Below are 16,536 nucleotides of genomic sequence, written 5' to 3'. Positions count from 1 at the left end.
CAAAGACGGCCCGAACGGCAACGATTCCCTGCGAACATCAGGGCGTCCGCGGGCGGCGCGCCCGGGATGCCCGGCCCAATTTGCGCGGGGCCGCACACCTCCCCTATAGTCATTCAGGTACACGGCAACGTGAACATGCGGATGTAGCGCAGTTGGTAGCGCATCACCTTGCCAAGGTGAGGGTCGCGAGTTCGAGTCTCGTCATCCGCTCCAGTGATCGGGGCAACCCGATCGCTTTGTGGTGGCAACCACTACGGTGGCGTGGCCGAGAGGCGAGGCAGCGGCCTGCAAAGCCGTATACACGGGTTCGAATCCCGTCGCCACCTCGCCTGACAATTGAATAGCCTGAATAGGCGCGATTGGCGCAGCGGTAGCGCGCTTCCCTGACACGGAAGAGGTCACTGGTTCGATCCCAGTATCGCGCACAAGGAAAAACCCCTGGTCAGCCGGGGGTTTTCTCGTTTCTTAGGGCACGATGTCCCCAAAATGGGGACCCAGCGGGGACTCGTGTGGCTTACCCTTGGAGCGTGGCCAATAAACGCTCGCGCAAGAGAACGGCGGTCACCATCGCCATCATTGCGGGAGCTCTGGCAATCGCTGCTCTCTTGGTGTGGGTGGGTTTCAAGCCTTTCGCGGGAGACGTCTTGCAGTGCTCCATGCCGGATGATGGCCGGTCTTTCACACCGATCTGCCCGTGAAGGTCAGTAGTTGGTGTTGTCCATGACTGCCATCGCTGGGTAGATCGGATGATGGATGCGGGGCGTTCGGAACCGCCTTGGTGACGGATCCGGATCCGGATCCGGCCGCGCTCGCTCTGAGATCTGCGCTCACTCCTACGATTCGGCCCGGGATCGTAGGAGCGACTGCAGAATGCGGAGCGAGTGCAGAGGTGGAGGCACAAGGCGGGAAGGCAGGCAGCGGCGGCACACGAAAGGGCGGCGCCCCAAGGGAAGAGCGCCGCCCGGCTCGGTGCCGCGGGCCGGGGCCCGCCGCGAAAACTGCTACTCGTTGCCGATCTGGCGGTCGGCGGCGTCGCGCGCCTCCTCGACCTTGTCGGCGAACTTGCCGCCGGTGACCTTGTTCGCGAGGTTTGCGACGCCGTCGAGCACTCGATCGCTCACGCCCTCGGCCTGCTCGCTGTGGATCGCGCCGTCGATCTTCTCTGCGTTCTCCTTCGCGAAGTCGCCGGCCTTTTTGCCCAGATCCTCGATGCCCATGCTCAACGTCCTTCCGGTTGGCCGCCGAACTCTTCGGCGAGCTGTGCTCATTATGACCCGTTGAGTGCTTACGGCGAAAGGCCAGATCAACAGTATTCTCACGGGGTTGTGGCGCCGTTCACCCCTCGACGGAATCGCCGCCCCGGGAGAGTATGGATACGCACCGTCGCACAAGGAGGTCACTGATGATCGGAACACTGCATGCAATCGCCCTCGAGACCCGGGATCCGGTGCGGCTCGCCGAGTTCTACCAGAAGCTGCTCGGCGGGCGAATCGAGAAGGACGACGACGAGGACTGGGTCGAGCTCATCATCGAGGACGAACTCACACCAAAGGGGCGCCCCCATCTCGCCTTTCAGCTGAGCCCTGGCCACGAGCCGCCTGAGTGGCCCGGGGAACACGGGGAGCAGCAGGCCCACCTCGATATCGCGGTCGACGACCTCGATAGGGCCGAGGCGGTGCTGCTCGAGAGCGGGGCGAGGTACGTCACGCGCGAGGACACCTGGCGCGTGTATCTCGACCCCGCGGGCCATCCGTTCTGCACGGTGGTGTAGCTGGCATCGCCGTCTCGCTCCGGCCCGCCAATTCAGGGCCAGCGAGACTCGAAACCCTGAGAAAACGCAAGAACAGCTCCGGGATCCCGATCCGGTACGACGACGGATTTCGGGCCGGGATCGCGAGCGTGATCCCGATCTTCCTTGTTGTGGACGCAGCGGCTCTGGACGCGCACGCCGCGGGACGAGTCGACCCGGACCGCGGCCGCGCAGCTCCGGCGCGGGCCTGGGGCCGTCGCGGGTTTCATCACGAGCGCGCGGTAGGCGCGGCGCCGGCTCAGGATCCGGACAGCCCCTGCTCGCGCAGCACCGCCTGCACCGCGCGGAGGAAGCGCTCGCGGTCGAGCACGTGCCCCTCGCGACGCATGCCCTCGTCGCTGATCCGGAGCACCCGCTCGGGCGAGACGAAGCTCTCGCGCCCCTGCGAATCCCACGGGCCCGTGCCGATCGAGACGAAGCCGTCGTGGTGCTTCGTGCTGAGGTAGCAGCCGGCCGTGAAGCCGCCGTCGAGGCGCGCGATGATGAGCACGGGGCGGTCCTTGCCGCGGCCGTCGTTCTCGACGTACGGCACCCAGGTCCAGACGATCTCGCCGGGATCGGGATCTCCGTCGGGCTTCGGCGCGTAGCTCGGCCTCAGGCCGCGGAGCTCCGCCGCGCTCAGGTCGCGCGTCGCTCCCGCTCCGAACTGGCCGGGGCTCTCCTCGCCGTCGAAGCGGTCGCGGCGGTCACTGCGGACCGTGCGATCCACCTGCGGCGCGTGCGTGCGGAGGGTCGGCTTGGGTCCGGATCCGGAGCCGCGCGAGCGCTGGGACGCCTTCAGAAACGCCTGCGCGAAGGAGCGCAGGAACTCCCCCAGGCCTCCCCCGGCGCCCCGCCCGCTCACTGCTCGATCTCGCTCGCGGTCAGGGCGTTCAGGCGGGACATGCAGCGCAGGTACTTCTTGCGGTAGCCGCCGTCGAGCATGCCGCCGCCGAAGATCGAGGTGAGCGGGATCCCGGTCGCACGGATCGGGATCTGCGCGTCGTACACGCGGTCGATGAACGCGACGAAGCGGAGCGCGGCCGACTGGTCGGTGAGCTCGTGCACGTCGCGGAGGCCGATGCACTGGACGCCCGCGAGGAGCCCGGCGTAGCTCGAGGGGTGGACGGTCGCGAGGTGCTCGATGAGCGTCGAGAAGTCGTCGTCGGTCATGCGCTCGCCCGAGGCCGCGACGTCCGCGAGCGCGAAGCGGTACGCGTCGTCCGAGAGCGCAATCGCGTCGCCCGTGATGTCGCGCTGGCGGTAGTCGACGCCGTCGATCCGGATCGTGAGGAAGCGATCCGACATCGCCTGGATCTCGCGCATGAAGTCGGCCGCGGCGAAGCGGCCCTCGCCGAGCGCATTCGGCGGGGTGTTCGAGGTCGCGACGATGCGGGTGCCGCCCGCCGTGAGATCCCCGATCAGACGCGTCATGAGCATCGTGTCGCCCGGATCGTCGAGCTCGAACTCGTCGATGCAGATGAGGCGGGCGCCCTGAAGCACGCCGAGGGCGCCGGTGTAGCCGAGCGCGCCGACGAGCGCCGTGTACTCGATGAACGTGCCGAAGTACTTGCGGCCGGCGGTCGCATGCCAGGTCGCCGCGAGCAGGTGCGTCTTCCCGACGCCGAAGCCGCCGTCGAGGTAGATTCCGGGCTTCGCGGGGGCAGAGGGCTTCGCCTCGACCTGCTTCTTGCGGCCGAAGCCGAAGAAGCCGCCGCCGCCGCGAGACTGGGGAGCCTCGGGAGCGGCGAACGCGCGCAGCAGCTCGCGCGCCTCCTCCTGCGAGGGGTAGTCGGGATCCGGGCGGTACGACTCGAACGACGCGGTGTCGAACTGGGGCGGCGGCACGAGCCCCGAGACGAGCTCGGCCCCCGAAAAACTGGGTCGCCGATCGACCAGGCGGGCTGAGCTGTGCTGTTTGTCAGTGGACATCGGGAACCAGTGTAGACCGCGCGCCCGCCCGGCGCGGTGTGCCGGCGAATCAGCCGCGCCAGGCCGGCCGCGGCAGCGCGCGCACGAACTGCTCCGTGCGGGCCTCCCAGCTTTCCGGATCCACGTTCCAGATCTTCACGTGCTCCCCGCGGTCGGCGAGGCTGAGCTGTACGAGCTCAGGGGCCGCCGCCGCGAGGCGCTCGGCGCCCGTCGGCGGCACGAAGGTGTCGCCGCGGCTCGCGTGGATCAGCGCGGGCACGCGCAGCGCCCGGGCGAACGCGTCTGCGTCGAGCTCGTCGAAGGCGATCCCGCCCGGCTCCCCGCCCTTCACGAGCCCGCGGCCGAGCAGCCCGATCCCGAGGTCGGCGATGAGGCGCGGCGCGCGCAGCGTACGCGCGTGGTAGCGAAGCAGGTCGGCCCAGTCGATCGCTGGCGAGTCGAGCACGAGACCGTCGATGAGCGCCGCGTCCGAGCCCGCGTGCTCGGGGGCGGCGGTCGCGGCGAGGAGGCAGGCCGTGCCTCCCATCGACCATCCGACGAGCGTCACCCGCTCGGCACCGCGGCGCACCGCCTCAGACACGGCGGCGTCGACGTCCCTGCGCTCGGCGACCCCGATCCCGTAGCGGCCATTGCGGCCCGCCGGCGCGCCCGGGTCATTGCGGTAGCTGATCACGAGGCTCGTGATGCCCGCGCGCGCGAGCGGGGCGAGGCCCCGGATCGTCTCCTCGGGCAGCGCGCCGCGGCCGTGCACGTGTACGGCCCAGCGCTTGCCCTTGGCCCGCCGCGGGTGGACGAGCCAGGCGTCGGCCGGCCCGAGCTCGGTCTGATAGGTGATGCGCTCGGTGCGGAGGCCGAGCGCCGCGGGATCCGTGTACCACCAGCCCGTGATCCGGCCCCGGATCTCCGGGCGGAGATCACCGCGGTCGATCCCGAGGATCGGGCGGGCGACGCCGGGGCCTCCGAGCTCCTCGATGATGTCGCCGAGCCGCGCGTGCCCGGCGTTCCCGTCGAAGAGCAGCGAGTACTTGCCCGGCAGCTCGGCGTCCGTGCCGGAGATCCGCGCGATCGCGAGGTCTCCTGCTCGGGTGATGTCGAGCACGGTCACGGGCGACTCCGGCTCGGCGACCGGGGTCACCGCGCGGCGCGCGAGGGCGACTCCCCCGATCCCGACGGCGGTCGCTGCGGCCGCGAGGACCCCAGCGCCAACGCCGGCCCCGATGCCGAGCGCACGCCCGAGGCGCCCGGCGGCCCCAGACGGGCCTCGGCGCTGATCTGAGTTCGGCATGGTGGGTGCTCCTCTCGCGGCGATCCGACCGTCCCCGGCGTGGCACACTCGGATCCCTTACAGGAAACTCTAGTGTTCCCCGTGTGATGGCAAGGATCGCGGGACGCCCCGCCGAGTTCGCCGCAGCGGCCGAGCAGATTCGCGGCGCGCGGCTGCGGAGTGAGCTCGTCGTGCAGGAGATTCCCGCCCCCGAGCGGATCGCTCCCGACTCGATCGCGCTCGCGGCCGGCGTCATGCGCGGCCCGCGGCGAGAGAACGGCGAGGGCGGCAGCATCGACTCGGCGGACGGCGCAGGCCGGCTCGTGCTCATGCACGACCCCGCATCCGCGCCCGAGTGGGGCTCCCCATTCCGGATCGTGTGCTTCGCGCAGGCCCCCCTCGAGGTGGAGATCGGCGTCGACCCGTTCATCTCGGACGTCGCATGGTCCTGGCTCGTCGACGCGCTGTCCGAGCGCGGGGCGCAGTACACCTATCTTTCCGGCACCGCGACGAAGACGCTCTCGAGCGGCTTCGGCACGCTCGAGGCTCAGGGCGACGCCGCCCAGATCGAGCTGCGCGCGTCGTGGACGCCGCTTGGACACGATTTCGCGGCGCACGCCGAAGCATGGTCGGAGCTCCTCTGCCTGCTCTCGGGGCTGCCGCATCAGGGCGCGGGTGACGGGGCCCGTGCCGCAGCACGCAAGGAGCACGCACCCGGCGAGGAGTCCTAACGATGGTGGATCAGTCCGAGCTCGATCCCACGTGGACGCTCGTCACGGACGGCGCCCAGCTCGCCGACGCCGCTGACGCGCTCGCCGAGGGGCACGGCCCCGTCGGCGTCGACGCCGAGCGCGCCTCCGGCTTCCGCTACGGCTCAGAGGCCTACCTCGTGCAGCTGCACCGCCGCGGATCCGGCACCTTCCTCTTCGACCCGACGACGGTCGGCAGCTTCGAGCCCATCGCCGACGCGATCCGCGAGGAGGAGTGGATCCTGCACGCCGCCTCGCAGGACATCCCGTGCCTCGACGAGCTCGGCATGCACCCCGAGCGGATCTTCGACACGGAGCTCGCCGCGCGGCTGCTCGGCATGGAGCGGGTCGGCCTCGGCGCGATCGTCGAGTCGCTGCTCGGGATCAAACTCGAGAAGGCGCACTCCGCCGCCGACTGGTCGCAGCGGCCGCTGCCCGGATCCTGGCTCGAGTACGCCGCTCTCGACGTCGCCCTGCTGCCCGATCTGCGCGACGCCGTCGAGGCGAACCTCGAGGAGCAGGGCAAGACCGAGTTCGCGCGCCAGGAGTTCGAGGCCGTGCGCACGCGGGAGTTCCGCCCGAAGGTGGGCGAGCCGTGGCGCCGCCTCTCCGGGGGCCACGCCCTGAAGTCGCCGCGCGCGCTCGCGCTCGCCCGCGAGCTGTGGGTCGCGCGCGACGCGCTCGCCCGGGCTCGCGACGTTGCGCCCGGCCGGCTCGTGCCCGACGCCTCGCTCGTGGCCGCCGCCGCGGCGAACCCGCGCTCGAAGGGCGACCTCGCGAAGCTGCAGACGTTCCGCGGGCGGGCGAGCCGATCCGAGATCGACCTCTGGTGGGAGGCGATCATGCGCGGCAAGACGACCGAGGATCTGCCGGGGCCGAAGCCCCGGGATCCTGACTCGATCCCGCACCATCGCGGCTGGGCGCAGCGCCACCCGGAGGCCGCCGCGCGGCTCGCGGCGGCGCGCGCCGGCGTCGAGGCGGAGGCCGAGCGGCAGGGCATGCCGATCGAGAATCTGCTGACCCCCGAGCACCTTCGCCGGGTGGCCTGGCAGCCGCCTCAGCCGGCGACGCCCGAGGCGATTGCACTCCGTCTCAAAGAGCTCGGAGCGCGCGACTGGCAGCTTGGCATAACCGCACCAATTATCAGTGCTGCTTTTGTAGACCTCGCATAAGTGGAACTGCGTCTCTGCGGGATTTTCCCGTGAACCGGCACTTTATGCTTCGCCTTTGAGACTCAGTCTCTACACTGGTGTGTGACGCAAGATCACATACCTGTATGGAGGCGAAGTGGCCGCAATGAGAGACGTCGTGTTCGTTGACGGGGTGCGCACCCCGTTCGGACGCGCCGGAGACAAAGGCATGTACGCGGGGACGCGCGCCGACGACCTGGCGGTCAAGGCGCTGCAGGGGCTCATCGAACGCAACCCCTCGCTCCCCCTCGACCGGATCGACGACGTCGGAGTCGCAGCAACGACGCAGCAGGGCGACCAAGGCCTGACCCTCGGCCGCACCGTGTCGATGCTCGCTGGCGTGCCCGTGACGGTCCCCGGCTTCGCCCTCGACCGCATGTGCGCCGGCGCCCTCACGGTCGCCTCGTTCATGGGCGCGGCGATCGGATCCGGCCAGTACGACATCGCCGTCGCAGGCGGCGTCGAGCACATGGGCCGCCACCCGATCGGACTCGACGCGGATCCGAACCCCCGCTTCGTCGCCGAGAAGCTCGTGAGCCCCGACGCCCTCAACATGGGCATCACGGCCGAGCGCCTCCACGATCGCTTCCCCGAGCTCACGAAGGAGCGCGCCGACCGCTTCGGCATGCTGAGCCAGCACAAGGTGCAGGCGGCATACGATCGCGGCGACATCCAGGCCGACCTCGTGCCCGTCGCGACCCGATCCGAGTCCGGCTGGGGTCTCGCGACCGAGGACGAGGGCCGCCGCCCCGAAACCACGATGGAGGGCCTCGCGGGCCTCAAGACCCCGTTCCGGCCGCACGGCCGCGTGACCGCGGGCAACGCGTCGCCGCTCACCGACGGCGCGACCATGTCGTTTATGGCCGGCGCAGACACCGCGCGCGAGCTCGGCCTCAGCGCCAAGATGCGCCTCGTGAGCTTCGCCTTCGCGGGCGTCGAGCCCGAGGTCATGGGCCTCGGCCCCGTCCCCTCGACCGAGAAGGCGCTCAAGCGCGCCGGGCTCAAGATCTCCGACATCGGGCTCTTCGAGCTCAACGAGGCGTTCGCCGTGCAGGTGCTCTCGTTCACGGACCACTTCGGGATCGCCGACGAGGATCCGCGGGTCAACCCGTGGGGCGGCGCGATCGCGCTCGGCCACCCGCTCGCCGCCTCCGGCGTGCGCCTCATGATCCAGCTCGCTCGCCAGTTCGAGCAGCGCCCGGACGTGCGCTTCGGCGTCACCGCGATGTGCGTCGGCCTCGGCCAGGGCGGCACCGCGATCTGGGAGAACCCCCACTTCGACGGCAAGAAGGGCAAGTAAGCCATGACCGACTACTCACGCATCGACTTCACGCCGCTCATCGAGGCCTCGGCCGATGAGGTCGTGACCGAGAGCTTCGTCCGCGACGTCGCGCTCCCCTCGGGCGGCACGCTCGCGCTCATCACGCTCGACAACGGGCGCGACTACACCCGCCCGAACACGCTCGGGCCGCGCACGCTCGAACAGCTCGGCAAGGTGCTCGACGAGCAGCGGACCCGCGCCGCCCGCGGCGAGATCCAGGCCGTCGCGATCACGGGCAAGCCGTTCATCTTCGCCGCGGGCGCCGACCTCTCGAAGGTGGGCACGCTCGCGACACCGGAGAACGCGCGCCTCATGGCGCAGATGGGCCACTTTGTGCTCGGCAAGCTCGGCACGCTCGGCGTGCCGTCCTTCTCCTTCGTCAACGGGCTCGCGCTCGGCGGCGCCATGGAGATCGCGCTGAACAGCGACTATCGCACGCTCGACTCCTCGGCCGCCGCGCTCGCCTTCCCCGAGGTCTTCCTCGGCATCATCCCCGGCTGGGGCGGCGCGACGATCGTGCCGAACCTGATCGGGATCGAGAAGGCGCTCGAGATCATCGTCTCGAACCCGCTCAAGAACAACCGCATGCTGAAGCCGGCGCAGGCGTTCGAGCTCGGGCTCTTCGACGCGATGTTCGGGCCCGCCTCGTTCCTCGAGCAGTCCGTGCTGTGGGCCGACGGCGTGATCACGGGCAAGATCAAGGTGGAGCGCAAGCACGAGCCGGGCAAGCTCGAGCGGCTCACCAAGTGGCCGGCCGCGATCAAGATCGCGCGCGATACGCTGCGCGCCCGCATCGGCACCGCGGCGAAGTCGCCCTACGTCGCGCTCGACCTGCTCAGCGCAGCGAAGGACAACGACCGCGAGCGCGGCTTCGAGCGCGAGGACGACGCCCTCGCCGAGCTCATCTCTGGCGACCAGTTCGCGGCGTCCATCTACGCGTTCGACCTCGTGCAGAAGCGCGCGAAGCGCCCGGCTGGCGCGCCCGACAAGGAGCTCGCGAAGCCCGTCAAGAAGGTCGGCGTCATCGGCGCAGGCCTGATGGCAAGCCAGTTCGCGCTGCTCTTCGCGCGCAAGCTCCGCGTCCCCGTACTCATCACCGACCTCGACCAGGCGCGCGTCGACAAGGGCCTCGAGTACATCCGCGGCGAGATCGACAAGATGCAGGAGAAGGGTCGCCTGTCGTCTGACGACGCGAACCAGGTCAAGGCGCTCGTGAGCGGCACGACCGACAAGGCGCTCTACGCCGACTGCGACTGGGTCATCGAGGCCGTCTTCGAGGAGCTCTCGGTCAAGCAGCAGGTGTTCGCGGAGATCGAGCCGATCATCTCGGAGACCGCGGTGCTCGCGACGAACACCTCCTCGCTCTCGGTCGAGGAGATCGGCGCGAAGCTCGCGCACCCGGAGCGCCTCGTCGGCTTCCACTTCTTCAACCCCGTCGCGGTGATGCCGCTCATCGAGGTCGTGAAGACCCCGGCGACCGACGATCCGACGCTGTCGACCGCGATGGTGGTCGCGCGCAAGCTCGGCAAGAGCGCCGTGATCACGGCCGACCGCCCCGGCTTCGTCGTAAACCGCCTGCTCGCCAAGGTCATGGGCGAGGCGGCGCGCGCGCTCGACGAGGGCACGCCGCTTCCCGTGGTCGAGCGGGCGCTCGCCCCGATTGGCCTGCCGATGGGCCCGTTCGAGCTCATCGACCTCGTGGGCTGGAAGGTCGCGGCGCACGTGCAGGACACGATGGTCGGCGCGTTCCCGGAGCGCTTCTACGCCTCGGACAACCTGCACCGCCTCGCCGAAGTCGACTCGCCGCTCGTGAAGTCGAAGCTCGGAAAGGTCGAGGACCTGTCGAAGGCGGGCAAGAAGGCCGTGAGGCTCGGCAACACCGCCGTGAGCGAGGAGGAGATCCTCCGCCGCGTCGAGGACGAGCTCGCCGGCGAGATCAAGATCATGCTCGACGAGGGCGTGGTCGCGGCCGCCGAGGACATCGACCTCTGCCTGATCCTGGGCGCCGGCTGGCCGTTCCAGGCGGGTGGCGCGACCCCGTACCTCGACCGCGTCGGTGCGAGCGAGCGCGTGTTCGGCGCGACGTTCCACGACCCGCGAGTGGCGGGTCAGGCCTAGCGATCCGCACGAGGGCCCGGCGCTTCGGCGCCGGGCCCTCCGCTGTGCCCGGGTGGCGGTTGTTAGCGATTTCGGGGCTTGGGCCCCCCGCGAACCCCCGAAATCGCTAACAACCGCGCGGGGCTAGTTGGGGAGGCGGATCGCCTCCGTGGGGACGCCCGCCGGGCGGGCGATCGGGATCCGGGTGCCGCGCACCTGCTCGGCCACGTCGGCGGCGATCTGCGCCGGCGTGAGGCCGGCCTGCTCCAGGAGCTCCGTGCGGGAGGCGTGCTCCGGGAACTCGTCGGGCGTCCCGAGCTCGGCCACGGCCGTGTCGACGCCCGCGTCGCGGAGCGCCTGCCGGATCCGCGTGCCGACTCCCCCGACCCGGATCCCGTCCTCGAGGCTGATCAGCAGGCGGTGGGCGCGCGCGAGCGACACGACCGAGTCGGCCACGGGAACGACCCAGCGCGGGTCGATCACGGTCGAGGTGATCCCCTGTTCAGCAAGGAGTGAAGCGGCGTCGAGCGCGACCCGCGTCATGGGCCCGACCCCCACGAAGAGCACGTCGGCCTGCGCCGGGCCGATCGGCATGTCCTCGCGCAGCACGTCGACGCCGTCGAGCGTGCGGCGGAGCGCCGGGAGCGGCGAGCCGACCGGGCCCTTCGGGTACCGGATCACGGTCGGCCCGTCGTCGATCGCGACTGCCTCCGTGAGGAGCTCCTCGAGGGTCGCCTCGTCGCGCGGGGCCGCGATCCGGATCCCAGGCACGACCTGGAGCGTCGCGAGGTCCCAGACGCCGTTGTGGCTCGGCCCGTCCGGCCCGGTGATACCGGAGCGATCCAGCACGAACGTGACACCGGCGCGGTGCAGGGCGACGTCCATGAGGAGCTGGTCGAAGGCCCGGTTCATGAAGGTCGCGTAGATAGCGACGACCGGGTGCAGGCCGCCGTAGGCGAGGCCAGCCGCGGTCGTGACCGCGTGCTGCTCGGCGATGCCGACGTCGTAGACGCGGCCCGGGTGCCGCTCGGCGAGCTTGTCGAGGCCCGTCGGCGCGAGCATCGCCGCGGTGATCGCGACGATGCGCTCGTTCTCGTCGGCGAGCTCCGTGATGCGATCCCGGAACACCGAGGTCCAGCTGCGGCCGGATCCCGCCGAGATCGGCTCCCCGGTCTCCGGATCGATCTGCCCCACCGAGTGGAACTGGTCGGCGACGTCGTTCTCGGCCGGCGCGTAGCCGCGCCCCTTCTCCGTGATGACGTGCACGAGCGTCGGGCGGCCGTAGTCCTTTGCCTGCTGCAGCGTCTCCTCGAGCGCGCGCAGGTCGTGCCCGTCGATGGGCCCCAGGTACTTGATGTCGAGGTTCGAGTACAGGTGGTCGTTGTTGCTCGCGCGGCTGAGAAAGCCATGCAGGGCGCCGCGGGTGCCGCGGTAGAGGGTGCGGCCGGGGCGGCCCAGGCGGGAGAAGAGCTTCTCGCTGCCCTCTTGGAGGTCGCGGTAGGCGCCCTTCGAGCGCACGCCATTCAGGAAGCGCGCCATGCCGCCGATCGTCGGGGCGTAGCTGCGGCCGTTGTCGTTCACGACGATCACGAGGTTGCGGTCGTTGTCGTCCGTGATGTTGTTCAGGGCCTCCCACGTCATCCCGCCCGTGAGCGCGCCGTCGCCCACGATCGCGACGACGTTGCGGTCGGCCTGGCCCGTGCGGGAGAACGCGCGCGAGATGCCGTCCGCCCAGCTCAGCGAGCTGGACGCGTGCGAGCTCTCGACGATGTCGTGCTCCGACTCCGAGCGCTGCGGGTAGCCGGCGAGGCCGCCGCGCTGGCGCAGCCCCGAGAAGTCCTTGCGACCGGTGAGCAGCTTGTGCACGTAGCTCTGGTGGCCCGTGTCGAAGACGATCGGATCCCGCGGCGACTCGAACACGCGGTGCAGGGCGATCGTGAGCTCGACCACGCCGAGGTTCGGCCCCAGGTGCCCGCCCGTCTTCGCGACCTCCGCGATCAGGAACTCCCGGATCTCGGCCGCGAGCTTCGCGCACTCCTCGAGGCTCAGCGCGTCGAGGTCGCGTGGGCCCTCGATTCGATCCAGGATCGTCACCCGTCAACCTCCGTTCGCACGCTCCGCCGCGGGGCGGAAGCATCCCATCAGTCTACCCGGATCACCCGGTGGGCCCCATTCAGCCGGGGTCAAACTGGACTGAATGTGCGTGGAAACGGGATCGGCCCGGGTGCCGAAGCACCCGGGCCGTAGCCGCAATCCGAGGATCAGACGAGCGAGCGCAGCACGTACTGCAGGATGCCCTGGAGCACGAGGCGCACGGCAGCTGTCGTCCCGCCCAGCCAGAGACCAGGGCTCGATCTCAGATCTTTCTCAGCGACTCCTGAGGAACGCAAAACCAGAGCCCCACGTAGAAGGGATGTGGAAAAAATTTAGGTCCCGCTTGGAAGACCAGGCGAATTCACCGATCAGGGTGGCCGAGCGTTGGCTGCCTGCCGAGCTGACGAATGGAGGGCGAGGTTCACCGTGAGTGCGGTGCGCGAAGACCTCCGGTGAAGCAGTTGAGGTGTGGCGAACCCTCCACTGTCGAAGGGCTTGCGGTGCCGCAAACTTTCACAAGGTCACAGGTAACAACACCAGGGCGACAGACGGGACGCAAATCAGCCGTGTCTCAGCCCAGTGAAGCAAGAATCGTTTTCTGTCTGAGCAGTCCGCCCAACGCCTCGAGCCGTGCAGTCTTCTGCTGGCCCCGCGGGGTGGCCAGAACCACCTCATTTGGTGTGATCGGGTCGGAGATCGGCAAGTAGCGCACCCTGCCTCCGTCCAAGCTTTCGTCCAGGGCGGGGCGCCCACTGAACACCGAGTATCCGAGGCCACGCGCAACCATGGCCCGAACCGTCTCAGGGTTCGAGAATGCCCAGCCGCGCAGAGGCTCGATGCCGGCCTCGTCGAACAGTCGTTCAATCACGCTACGTGATCCTTTGGGATTCACGATGATCAGTGGTTCGTGCGCGAGTTCCCGTAGCGACACGCTTTCCCGAATGGCGAGCGGGTGCTGCGCAGCGATCACTGCGTACGGCTGGATCATCCGGATCGAGACGGCTTCGAGGTCGGACTCGAGCTGTCTCCGGTAAAGCAGGCACGCGTCGGACTCGCCTCGCAACACCATATTTTGGACTTGGGTGGCAAGGCCGTCGACCAGGTCGAGATCGATGAACGGGTGCTCGACGCGGAAGGCGGCGGCAAGCGCGGGCAACAATCGCGTGGAGAGTGCGCTCGTGCATGCTAGTCGGAGGGGCCCGGCCACCGCTCCTGCCTCGGCCGCCGCGAGTTGACCGAGCTCGCGAGCGTCCCCGAGCATACGGCGAGCCACCGGAAGTGCGCGCTCCCCACCCCGCGTGAGTCGTACGCCCTTGGCTGTGCGGCGGACGAAGAGCTGAATGCCTAGGCCGCGTTCCAACTCACCGAGGGCCGTCGACACGGCGGCCTGCGAGGCCGAGCAGCGTCGAGCTGCTGCGCTCACGGTGCCGCTCTCGGCGGCGGCAACAAAATATTCGAGCTGACGCAGTGTCGCGGTGATCATAAATGCAGTTTATGCTCCAATTCAGTTTTATCCGTTTTACAAAGGTAATGAAGCTCCTCAGACTAGTGACTGCTTACGCAACACCTGTCGTTCCAAAGGAGGAGCACCGTGGCAGACAGCCCCCGGATCGTAACGCTCGGCACCGCGGGCGGCCCCCGCTGGTGGACACCGATCACCTCAACCTCGCGGTTCGGTATTTCGACGGCGGTGGTGGTCGGAGATCGGAGCTATCTCGTCGACACTGGCCTCGGCGCAGGCCGGCAGTTCGCGCGCGCGGGCCTTGAGATGGACTCGCTCGGCGGCATCTTCCTGACCCATCTGCATTCCGATCACACCACTGACCTCGTCAACCTTGCCTTATTTGGCATGTTCGGGCTCGTCGGAGACCGCGCTCCGGTCCCGATCATCGGTCCGGGTGACCGCGGCATGCTCCCGAGAGTTTCCCCGCGCGCGGAGGGTGAAGTGCGGCCAGTCTCGCCCGCGCGTCCCACCCCCGGCACCGTCGACATGTTCCGGTTGCTGATGGAGGCGCACGCCACCGACCTCAACGATCGGGTGCTTGATGCCCTCCGCCCTTCCCCCCTCGATCTTTTCGCCGCCCAAGACATCGAGTTGCCCCCCGGCATCGGCTTCCACCCCAACGACCACCAGACTCCCGAAATGATGCCATTCACCGTCTTCGAAGATGACCGTGTCCGCGTCGAGGCGATCCTCGTCGAGCATCCACCCATCGCCCCTGCGTTCGGCTTTCGTTTCACAACCGAGGAGGGTTCGGTGGCCATTTCCGGGGACACGGCCAGAACGGACAACATGGTCCGCCTCGCCGAAGGCGTCGACCTGCTATTGCACGAGGCCATCAGCTTCGACTGGGTTGAGGAACGCTACGGTGGTCGCACCGAAAGCACGGCCCGCGCCTCGAGGGATCACCACTACAAATCCCATACTTCAGTTGCCGAGGCCGCGGGCATCGCAGCTGAAGCGGGTGCACGGCAGCTCGCGATCCACCACCTCGTGCCAGGCAGCCTCCCCAAAGCGGACTGGCGACGAGCGGCTGCTGCCGCGCCCGGTAAGGTCCTCATCCCCGACGACCTCGACGTCCTCGAGTTTTCCCGCCGACCGGCGCCGAGTACCTTGTGACCCCCTCCCCACCCCCCTCTAGAAAGGTCGATGATGACCACACCGCGCACGTCGCACTCCACGGCCAGCACCCCCGAACCCGAGGCCTATGGTGTCGGCACGAGTACCGAAGCCGATGGGACCCAGCGTTCAATGACCACACGCGACATGCGTCGTGTGATCGCCTCGAGCTTCATGGGTTCGATGATCGAGTTCTACGATTTCATTCTTTACGCGACGGCCTCGAGCATCGTGTTTAGCAAAGTATTCTTTTCGAATCTGCCGCCGGGCTTCGCGATCTTCGCCTCGTTCGCTACATTCGCTGTGGGCTATCTTGCCCGACCTCTGGGCGGTATCGTATTCGGTCACTTCGGCGACAAGTACGGACGTAAGAACGTGCTGATCCTCTCGATGGTCTTGATGGGCACGGCATCGATCATCATGGGTCTACTCCCCTCAACGTCGACCATCGGTATCGCCGCACCGATTGCGCTCGTGGTGCTGCGCATCGTTCAGGGGGTCTCAGTCGGGGGCGAGTGGGGAGGCGCCGTGCTAATCGCGCTGGAACACGCGCCTAAGAAGAGCCGCGGTCTCGCCGCCGGCCTCGCGAACGCCGGAGGCCCGGTGGGTGCCGTGTTGGCAACCCTCATGCTCGGGCTGTTCTCGAATTTGCCCGAAGATAAGTTTCTGTCGTGGGGCTGGCGGGTGCCGTTCCTCCTGAGCGTTGTGCTGCTCGCGGTAGGACTGGTGATCCGTCTTCGCGTGGCGGAAACGCCCATGTTCGTGCGGCTCGATCAGCAGAGTGAGAAGAAGCGTGTGCCCATTCTCGAGGTTCTGCGTCTCCACTGGCGCACGGTTGTGGTTGCACTCGTGGCCGTGCTCGCCTTCACCGTCACACAGGGGCTCATGACCGTGTGGGGCGTCTCAGAGGCTGTGGGTCACGGCGCCAACGCAACTGGCGTTCTCAACTGGAAGGCAGTTGGCGCAGTGAGCACAGTCGTCATTGCGATCGCAGCGGCAAAGGTGAGCGACCGGCTCGGGCGTCGCGCCGTGATTGTTGCCGGCTGCGTATTGGGCGCGATACTCGCCTTCCCTATCATCGCTCTCTTGCAGACCGGCACAGTGTGGGGCTTCGCCATCGCAATCATCGTTGGCAATGGGATCGTGCAGGGTATTGTTTATGGCCCGATGGCCGCATTCGTGGCCGAGCAATTCCCTACGGCGCTTCGCTTTACCGGCGCGTCGGCCGCCTACCAGACCGCCTCCACGCTCGGAGCTGGCTTCTCGCCGCTCATCGCCACGAGCCTCGTGCTCGGATTCTCGGCAGCCTGGCCTGTCGCGGTGTTCTGGATTGGAATCTTCGCGCTGGCGGCAGTCGCGGTACTCGTGACGCCGGAGGGCAGGGACCGCCGCATCGACTAGTCGCACTCGGTTCCCTCGGGTCCCGGGACAGAGGCCCGCGGGCGCACGGCTACGGCTCGGGTGCCGAAGCACCCGGGCC

The 16,536-nt window shown here is 68.7% G+C and carries 14 protein-coding genes and 3 tRNA genes; 11 read left to right on the top strand and 6 right to left on the bottom strand.

What is annotated here, in order from left to right:
* Positions 1–137: 137 nt before the first annotated feature.
* The 4 genes from ACOPJ3_RS09170 (at position 138) to ACOPJ3_RS09155 (ending at position 698) form a co-directional block, all read left to right on the top strand.
* A tRNA-Gly gene (locus tag ACOPJ3_RS09170) sits at positions 138–213 on the top strand.
* A gap of 42 nt (positions 214–255) precedes the next feature.
* Positions 256–326 (top strand) — tRNA-Cys (locus ACOPJ3_RS09165).
* Positions 327–353: 27 nt separating this feature from the next.
* A tRNA-Val gene (locus tag ACOPJ3_RS09160) sits at positions 354–425 on the top strand.
* Between the two features lie 102 nt (positions 426–527).
* Positions 528–698, top strand: coding sequence for a hypothetical protein (locus ACOPJ3_RS09155; protein ID WP_427868881.1), 171 nt, complete (start codon positions 528–530; stop codon positions 696–698).
* Between the two features lie 303 nt (positions 699–1,001).
* Here the strand turns inward: ACOPJ3_RS09155 and ACOPJ3_RS09150 are convergent, their stop codons facing one another.
* A complete protein-coding gene (locus ACOPJ3_RS09150; protein ID WP_427868880.1) occupies positions 1,002–1,217 on the bottom strand; it encodes an Rv0909 family putative TA system antitoxin in 216 nt (71 codons plus the stop codon).
* Between the two features lie 185 nt (positions 1,218–1,402).
* Between ACOPJ3_RS09150 and ACOPJ3_RS09145 the strand changes: the two genes are divergently transcribed.
* Positions 1,403–1,771 carry a VOC family protein gene (locus ACOPJ3_RS09145; RefSeq protein WP_427868879.1) on the top strand — a complete coding sequence of 123 codons (369 nt, stop codon included), beginning with the start codon at positions 1,403–1,405 and terminating at the stop codon, positions 1,769–1,771.
* Positions 1,772–2,048: 277 nt separating this feature from the next.
* Here ACOPJ3_RS09145 and ACOPJ3_RS09140 read toward each other — a convergent pair whose 3' ends face one another.
* From ACOPJ3_RS09140 to ACOPJ3_RS09130, 3 genes are read right to left on the bottom strand one after another with little or no spacing between them, the layout of a single operon-like run.
* Positions 2,049–2,654: a type II toxin-antitoxin system PemK/MazF family toxin gene (locus ACOPJ3_RS09140; RefSeq protein WP_427868878.1), complete on the bottom strand. Its 606-nt coding sequence runs from the start codon at positions 2,652–2,654 to the stop codon at positions 2,049–2,051.
* Positions 2,651–3,721, bottom strand: a complete 1,071-nt coding sequence (gene zapE / locus ACOPJ3_RS09135) for a cell division protein ZapE (protein WP_427868877.1) — start codon at positions 3,719–3,721, stop codon at positions 2,651–2,653. The genes ACOPJ3_RS09140 and zapE overlap by 4 nt, the downstream gene beginning before the upstream one ends.
* Before the next feature lie 49 nt (positions 3,722–3,770).
* A complete protein-coding gene (locus ACOPJ3_RS09130) occupies positions 3,771–5,006 on the bottom strand; it encodes an alpha/beta hydrolase (RefSeq protein ID WP_427868876.1) in 1,236 nt (411 codons plus the stop codon).
* Positions 5,007–5,092: 86 nt separating this feature from the next.
* Here ACOPJ3_RS09130 and ACOPJ3_RS09125 point away from each other — a divergent pair, with 86 nt between their 5' ends.
* From ACOPJ3_RS09125 to ACOPJ3_RS09110, 4 genes are all read left to right on the top strand, one after another.
* Positions 5,093–5,716, top strand: coding sequence for a DUF3000 domain-containing protein (locus ACOPJ3_RS09125; protein ID WP_427871198.1), 624 nt, complete (start codon positions 5,093–5,095; stop codon positions 5,714–5,716).
* 2 nt (positions 5,717–5,718) lie between these two features.
* Entirely contained in the window at positions 5,719–6,906 is a 1,188-nt protein-coding gene (locus tag ACOPJ3_RS09120; RefSeq protein WP_427868875.1) for an HRDC domain-containing protein, read from the top strand.
* Positions 6,907–7,021: 115 nt separating this feature from the next.
* Entirely contained in the window at positions 7,022–8,224 is a 1,203-nt protein-coding gene (locus ACOPJ3_RS09115) for a thiolase family protein (RefSeq protein ID WP_427868874.1), read from the top strand.
* 3 nt (positions 8,225–8,227) lie between these two features.
* Positions 8,228–10,363, top strand: coding sequence for a 3-hydroxyacyl-CoA dehydrogenase NAD-binding domain-containing protein (locus ACOPJ3_RS09110; RefSeq protein WP_427868873.1), 2,136 nt, complete (start codon positions 8,228–8,230; stop codon positions 10,361–10,363).
* Positions 10,364–10,486: 123 nt separating this feature from the next.
* On the opposite strand, the gene dxs is transcribed toward ACOPJ3_RS09110, so the two are convergent.
* Both dxs and ACOPJ3_RS09100 read right to left on the bottom strand, forming a co-directional pair.
* Positions 10,487–12,436 carry a 1-deoxy-D-xylulose-5-phosphate synthase gene (gene dxs / locus ACOPJ3_RS09105; protein ID WP_427868872.1) on the bottom strand — a complete coding sequence of 650 codons (1,950 nt, stop codon included), beginning with the start codon at positions 12,434–12,436 and terminating at the stop codon, positions 10,487–10,489.
* Between the two features lie 571 nt (positions 12,437–13,007).
* Positions 13,008–13,919, bottom strand: a complete 912-nt coding sequence (locus tag ACOPJ3_RS09100; protein ID WP_427868871.1) for a LysR family transcriptional regulator — start codon at positions 13,917–13,919, stop codon at positions 13,008–13,010.
* A 108-nt stretch (positions 13,920–14,027) separates the two neighbouring features.
* Between ACOPJ3_RS09100 and ACOPJ3_RS09095 the strand changes: the two genes are divergently transcribed.
* Positions 14,028–15,056: an MBL fold metallo-hydrolase gene (locus ACOPJ3_RS09095; RefSeq protein ID WP_427868870.1), complete on the top strand. Its 1,029-nt coding sequence runs from the start codon at positions 14,028–14,030 to the stop codon at positions 15,054–15,056.
* Between the two features lie 30 nt (positions 15,057–15,086).
* Entirely contained in the window at positions 15,087–16,457 is a 1,371-nt protein-coding gene (locus ACOPJ3_RS09090; RefSeq protein ID WP_427868869.1) for an MFS transporter, read from the top strand.
* Positions 16,458–16,536 lie beyond the last annotated feature (79 nt).

Origin of the sequence: Leucobacter luti (assembly GCF_050310065.1) — a bacterium.
Lineage (GTDB): Bacteria > Actinomycetota > Actinomycetes > Actinomycetales > Microbacteriaceae > Leucobacter > Leucobacter luti_B.
The sequence above is the reverse complement of the archived record's forward strand: the minus strand, read 5'-3'. Positions and strand labels throughout refer to the sequence as shown.

Excerpts from the sequence above, each read along its gene's own strand:
- ACOPJ3_RS09110 (WP_427868873.1), top strand. The coding sequence starts at position 8,228 with ATGACCGACTACTCACGCATCGACTTCACGCCGCTCATCGAGGCCTCG.
- ACOPJ3_RS09125 (WP_427871198.1), top strand. The coding sequence starts at position 5,093 with ATGGCAAGGATCGCGGGACGCCCCGCCGAGTTCGCCGCAGCGGCCGAG.
- zapE (WP_427868877.1), bottom strand. The coding sequence starts at position 3,721 with ATGTCCACTGACAAACAGCACAGCTCAGCCCGCCTGGTCGATCGGCGA.
- ACOPJ3_RS09150 (WP_427868880.1), bottom strand. The coding sequence starts at position 1,217 with ATGGGCATCGAGGATCTGGGCAAAAAGGCCGGCGACTTCGCGAAGGAG.
- ACOPJ3_RS09120 (WP_427868875.1), top strand. The coding sequence starts at position 5,719 with ATGGTGGATCAGTCCGAGCTCGATCCCACGTGGACGCTCGTCACGGAC.
- ACOPJ3_RS09100 (WP_427868871.1), bottom strand. The coding sequence starts at position 13,919 with ATGATCACCGCGACACTGCGTCAGCTCGAATATTTTGTTGCCGCCGCC.
- ACOPJ3_RS09130 (WP_427868876.1), bottom strand. The coding sequence starts at position 5,006 with ATGCCGAACTCAGATCAGCGCCGAGGCCCGTCTGGGGCCGCCGGGCGC.
- ACOPJ3_RS09145 (WP_427868879.1), top strand. The coding sequence starts at position 1,403 with ATGATCGGAACACTGCATGCAATCGCCCTCGAGACCCGGGATCCGGTG.
- ACOPJ3_RS09090 (WP_427868869.1), top strand. The coding sequence starts at position 15,087 with ATGATGACCACACCGCGCACGTCGCACTCCACGGCCAGCACCCCCGAA.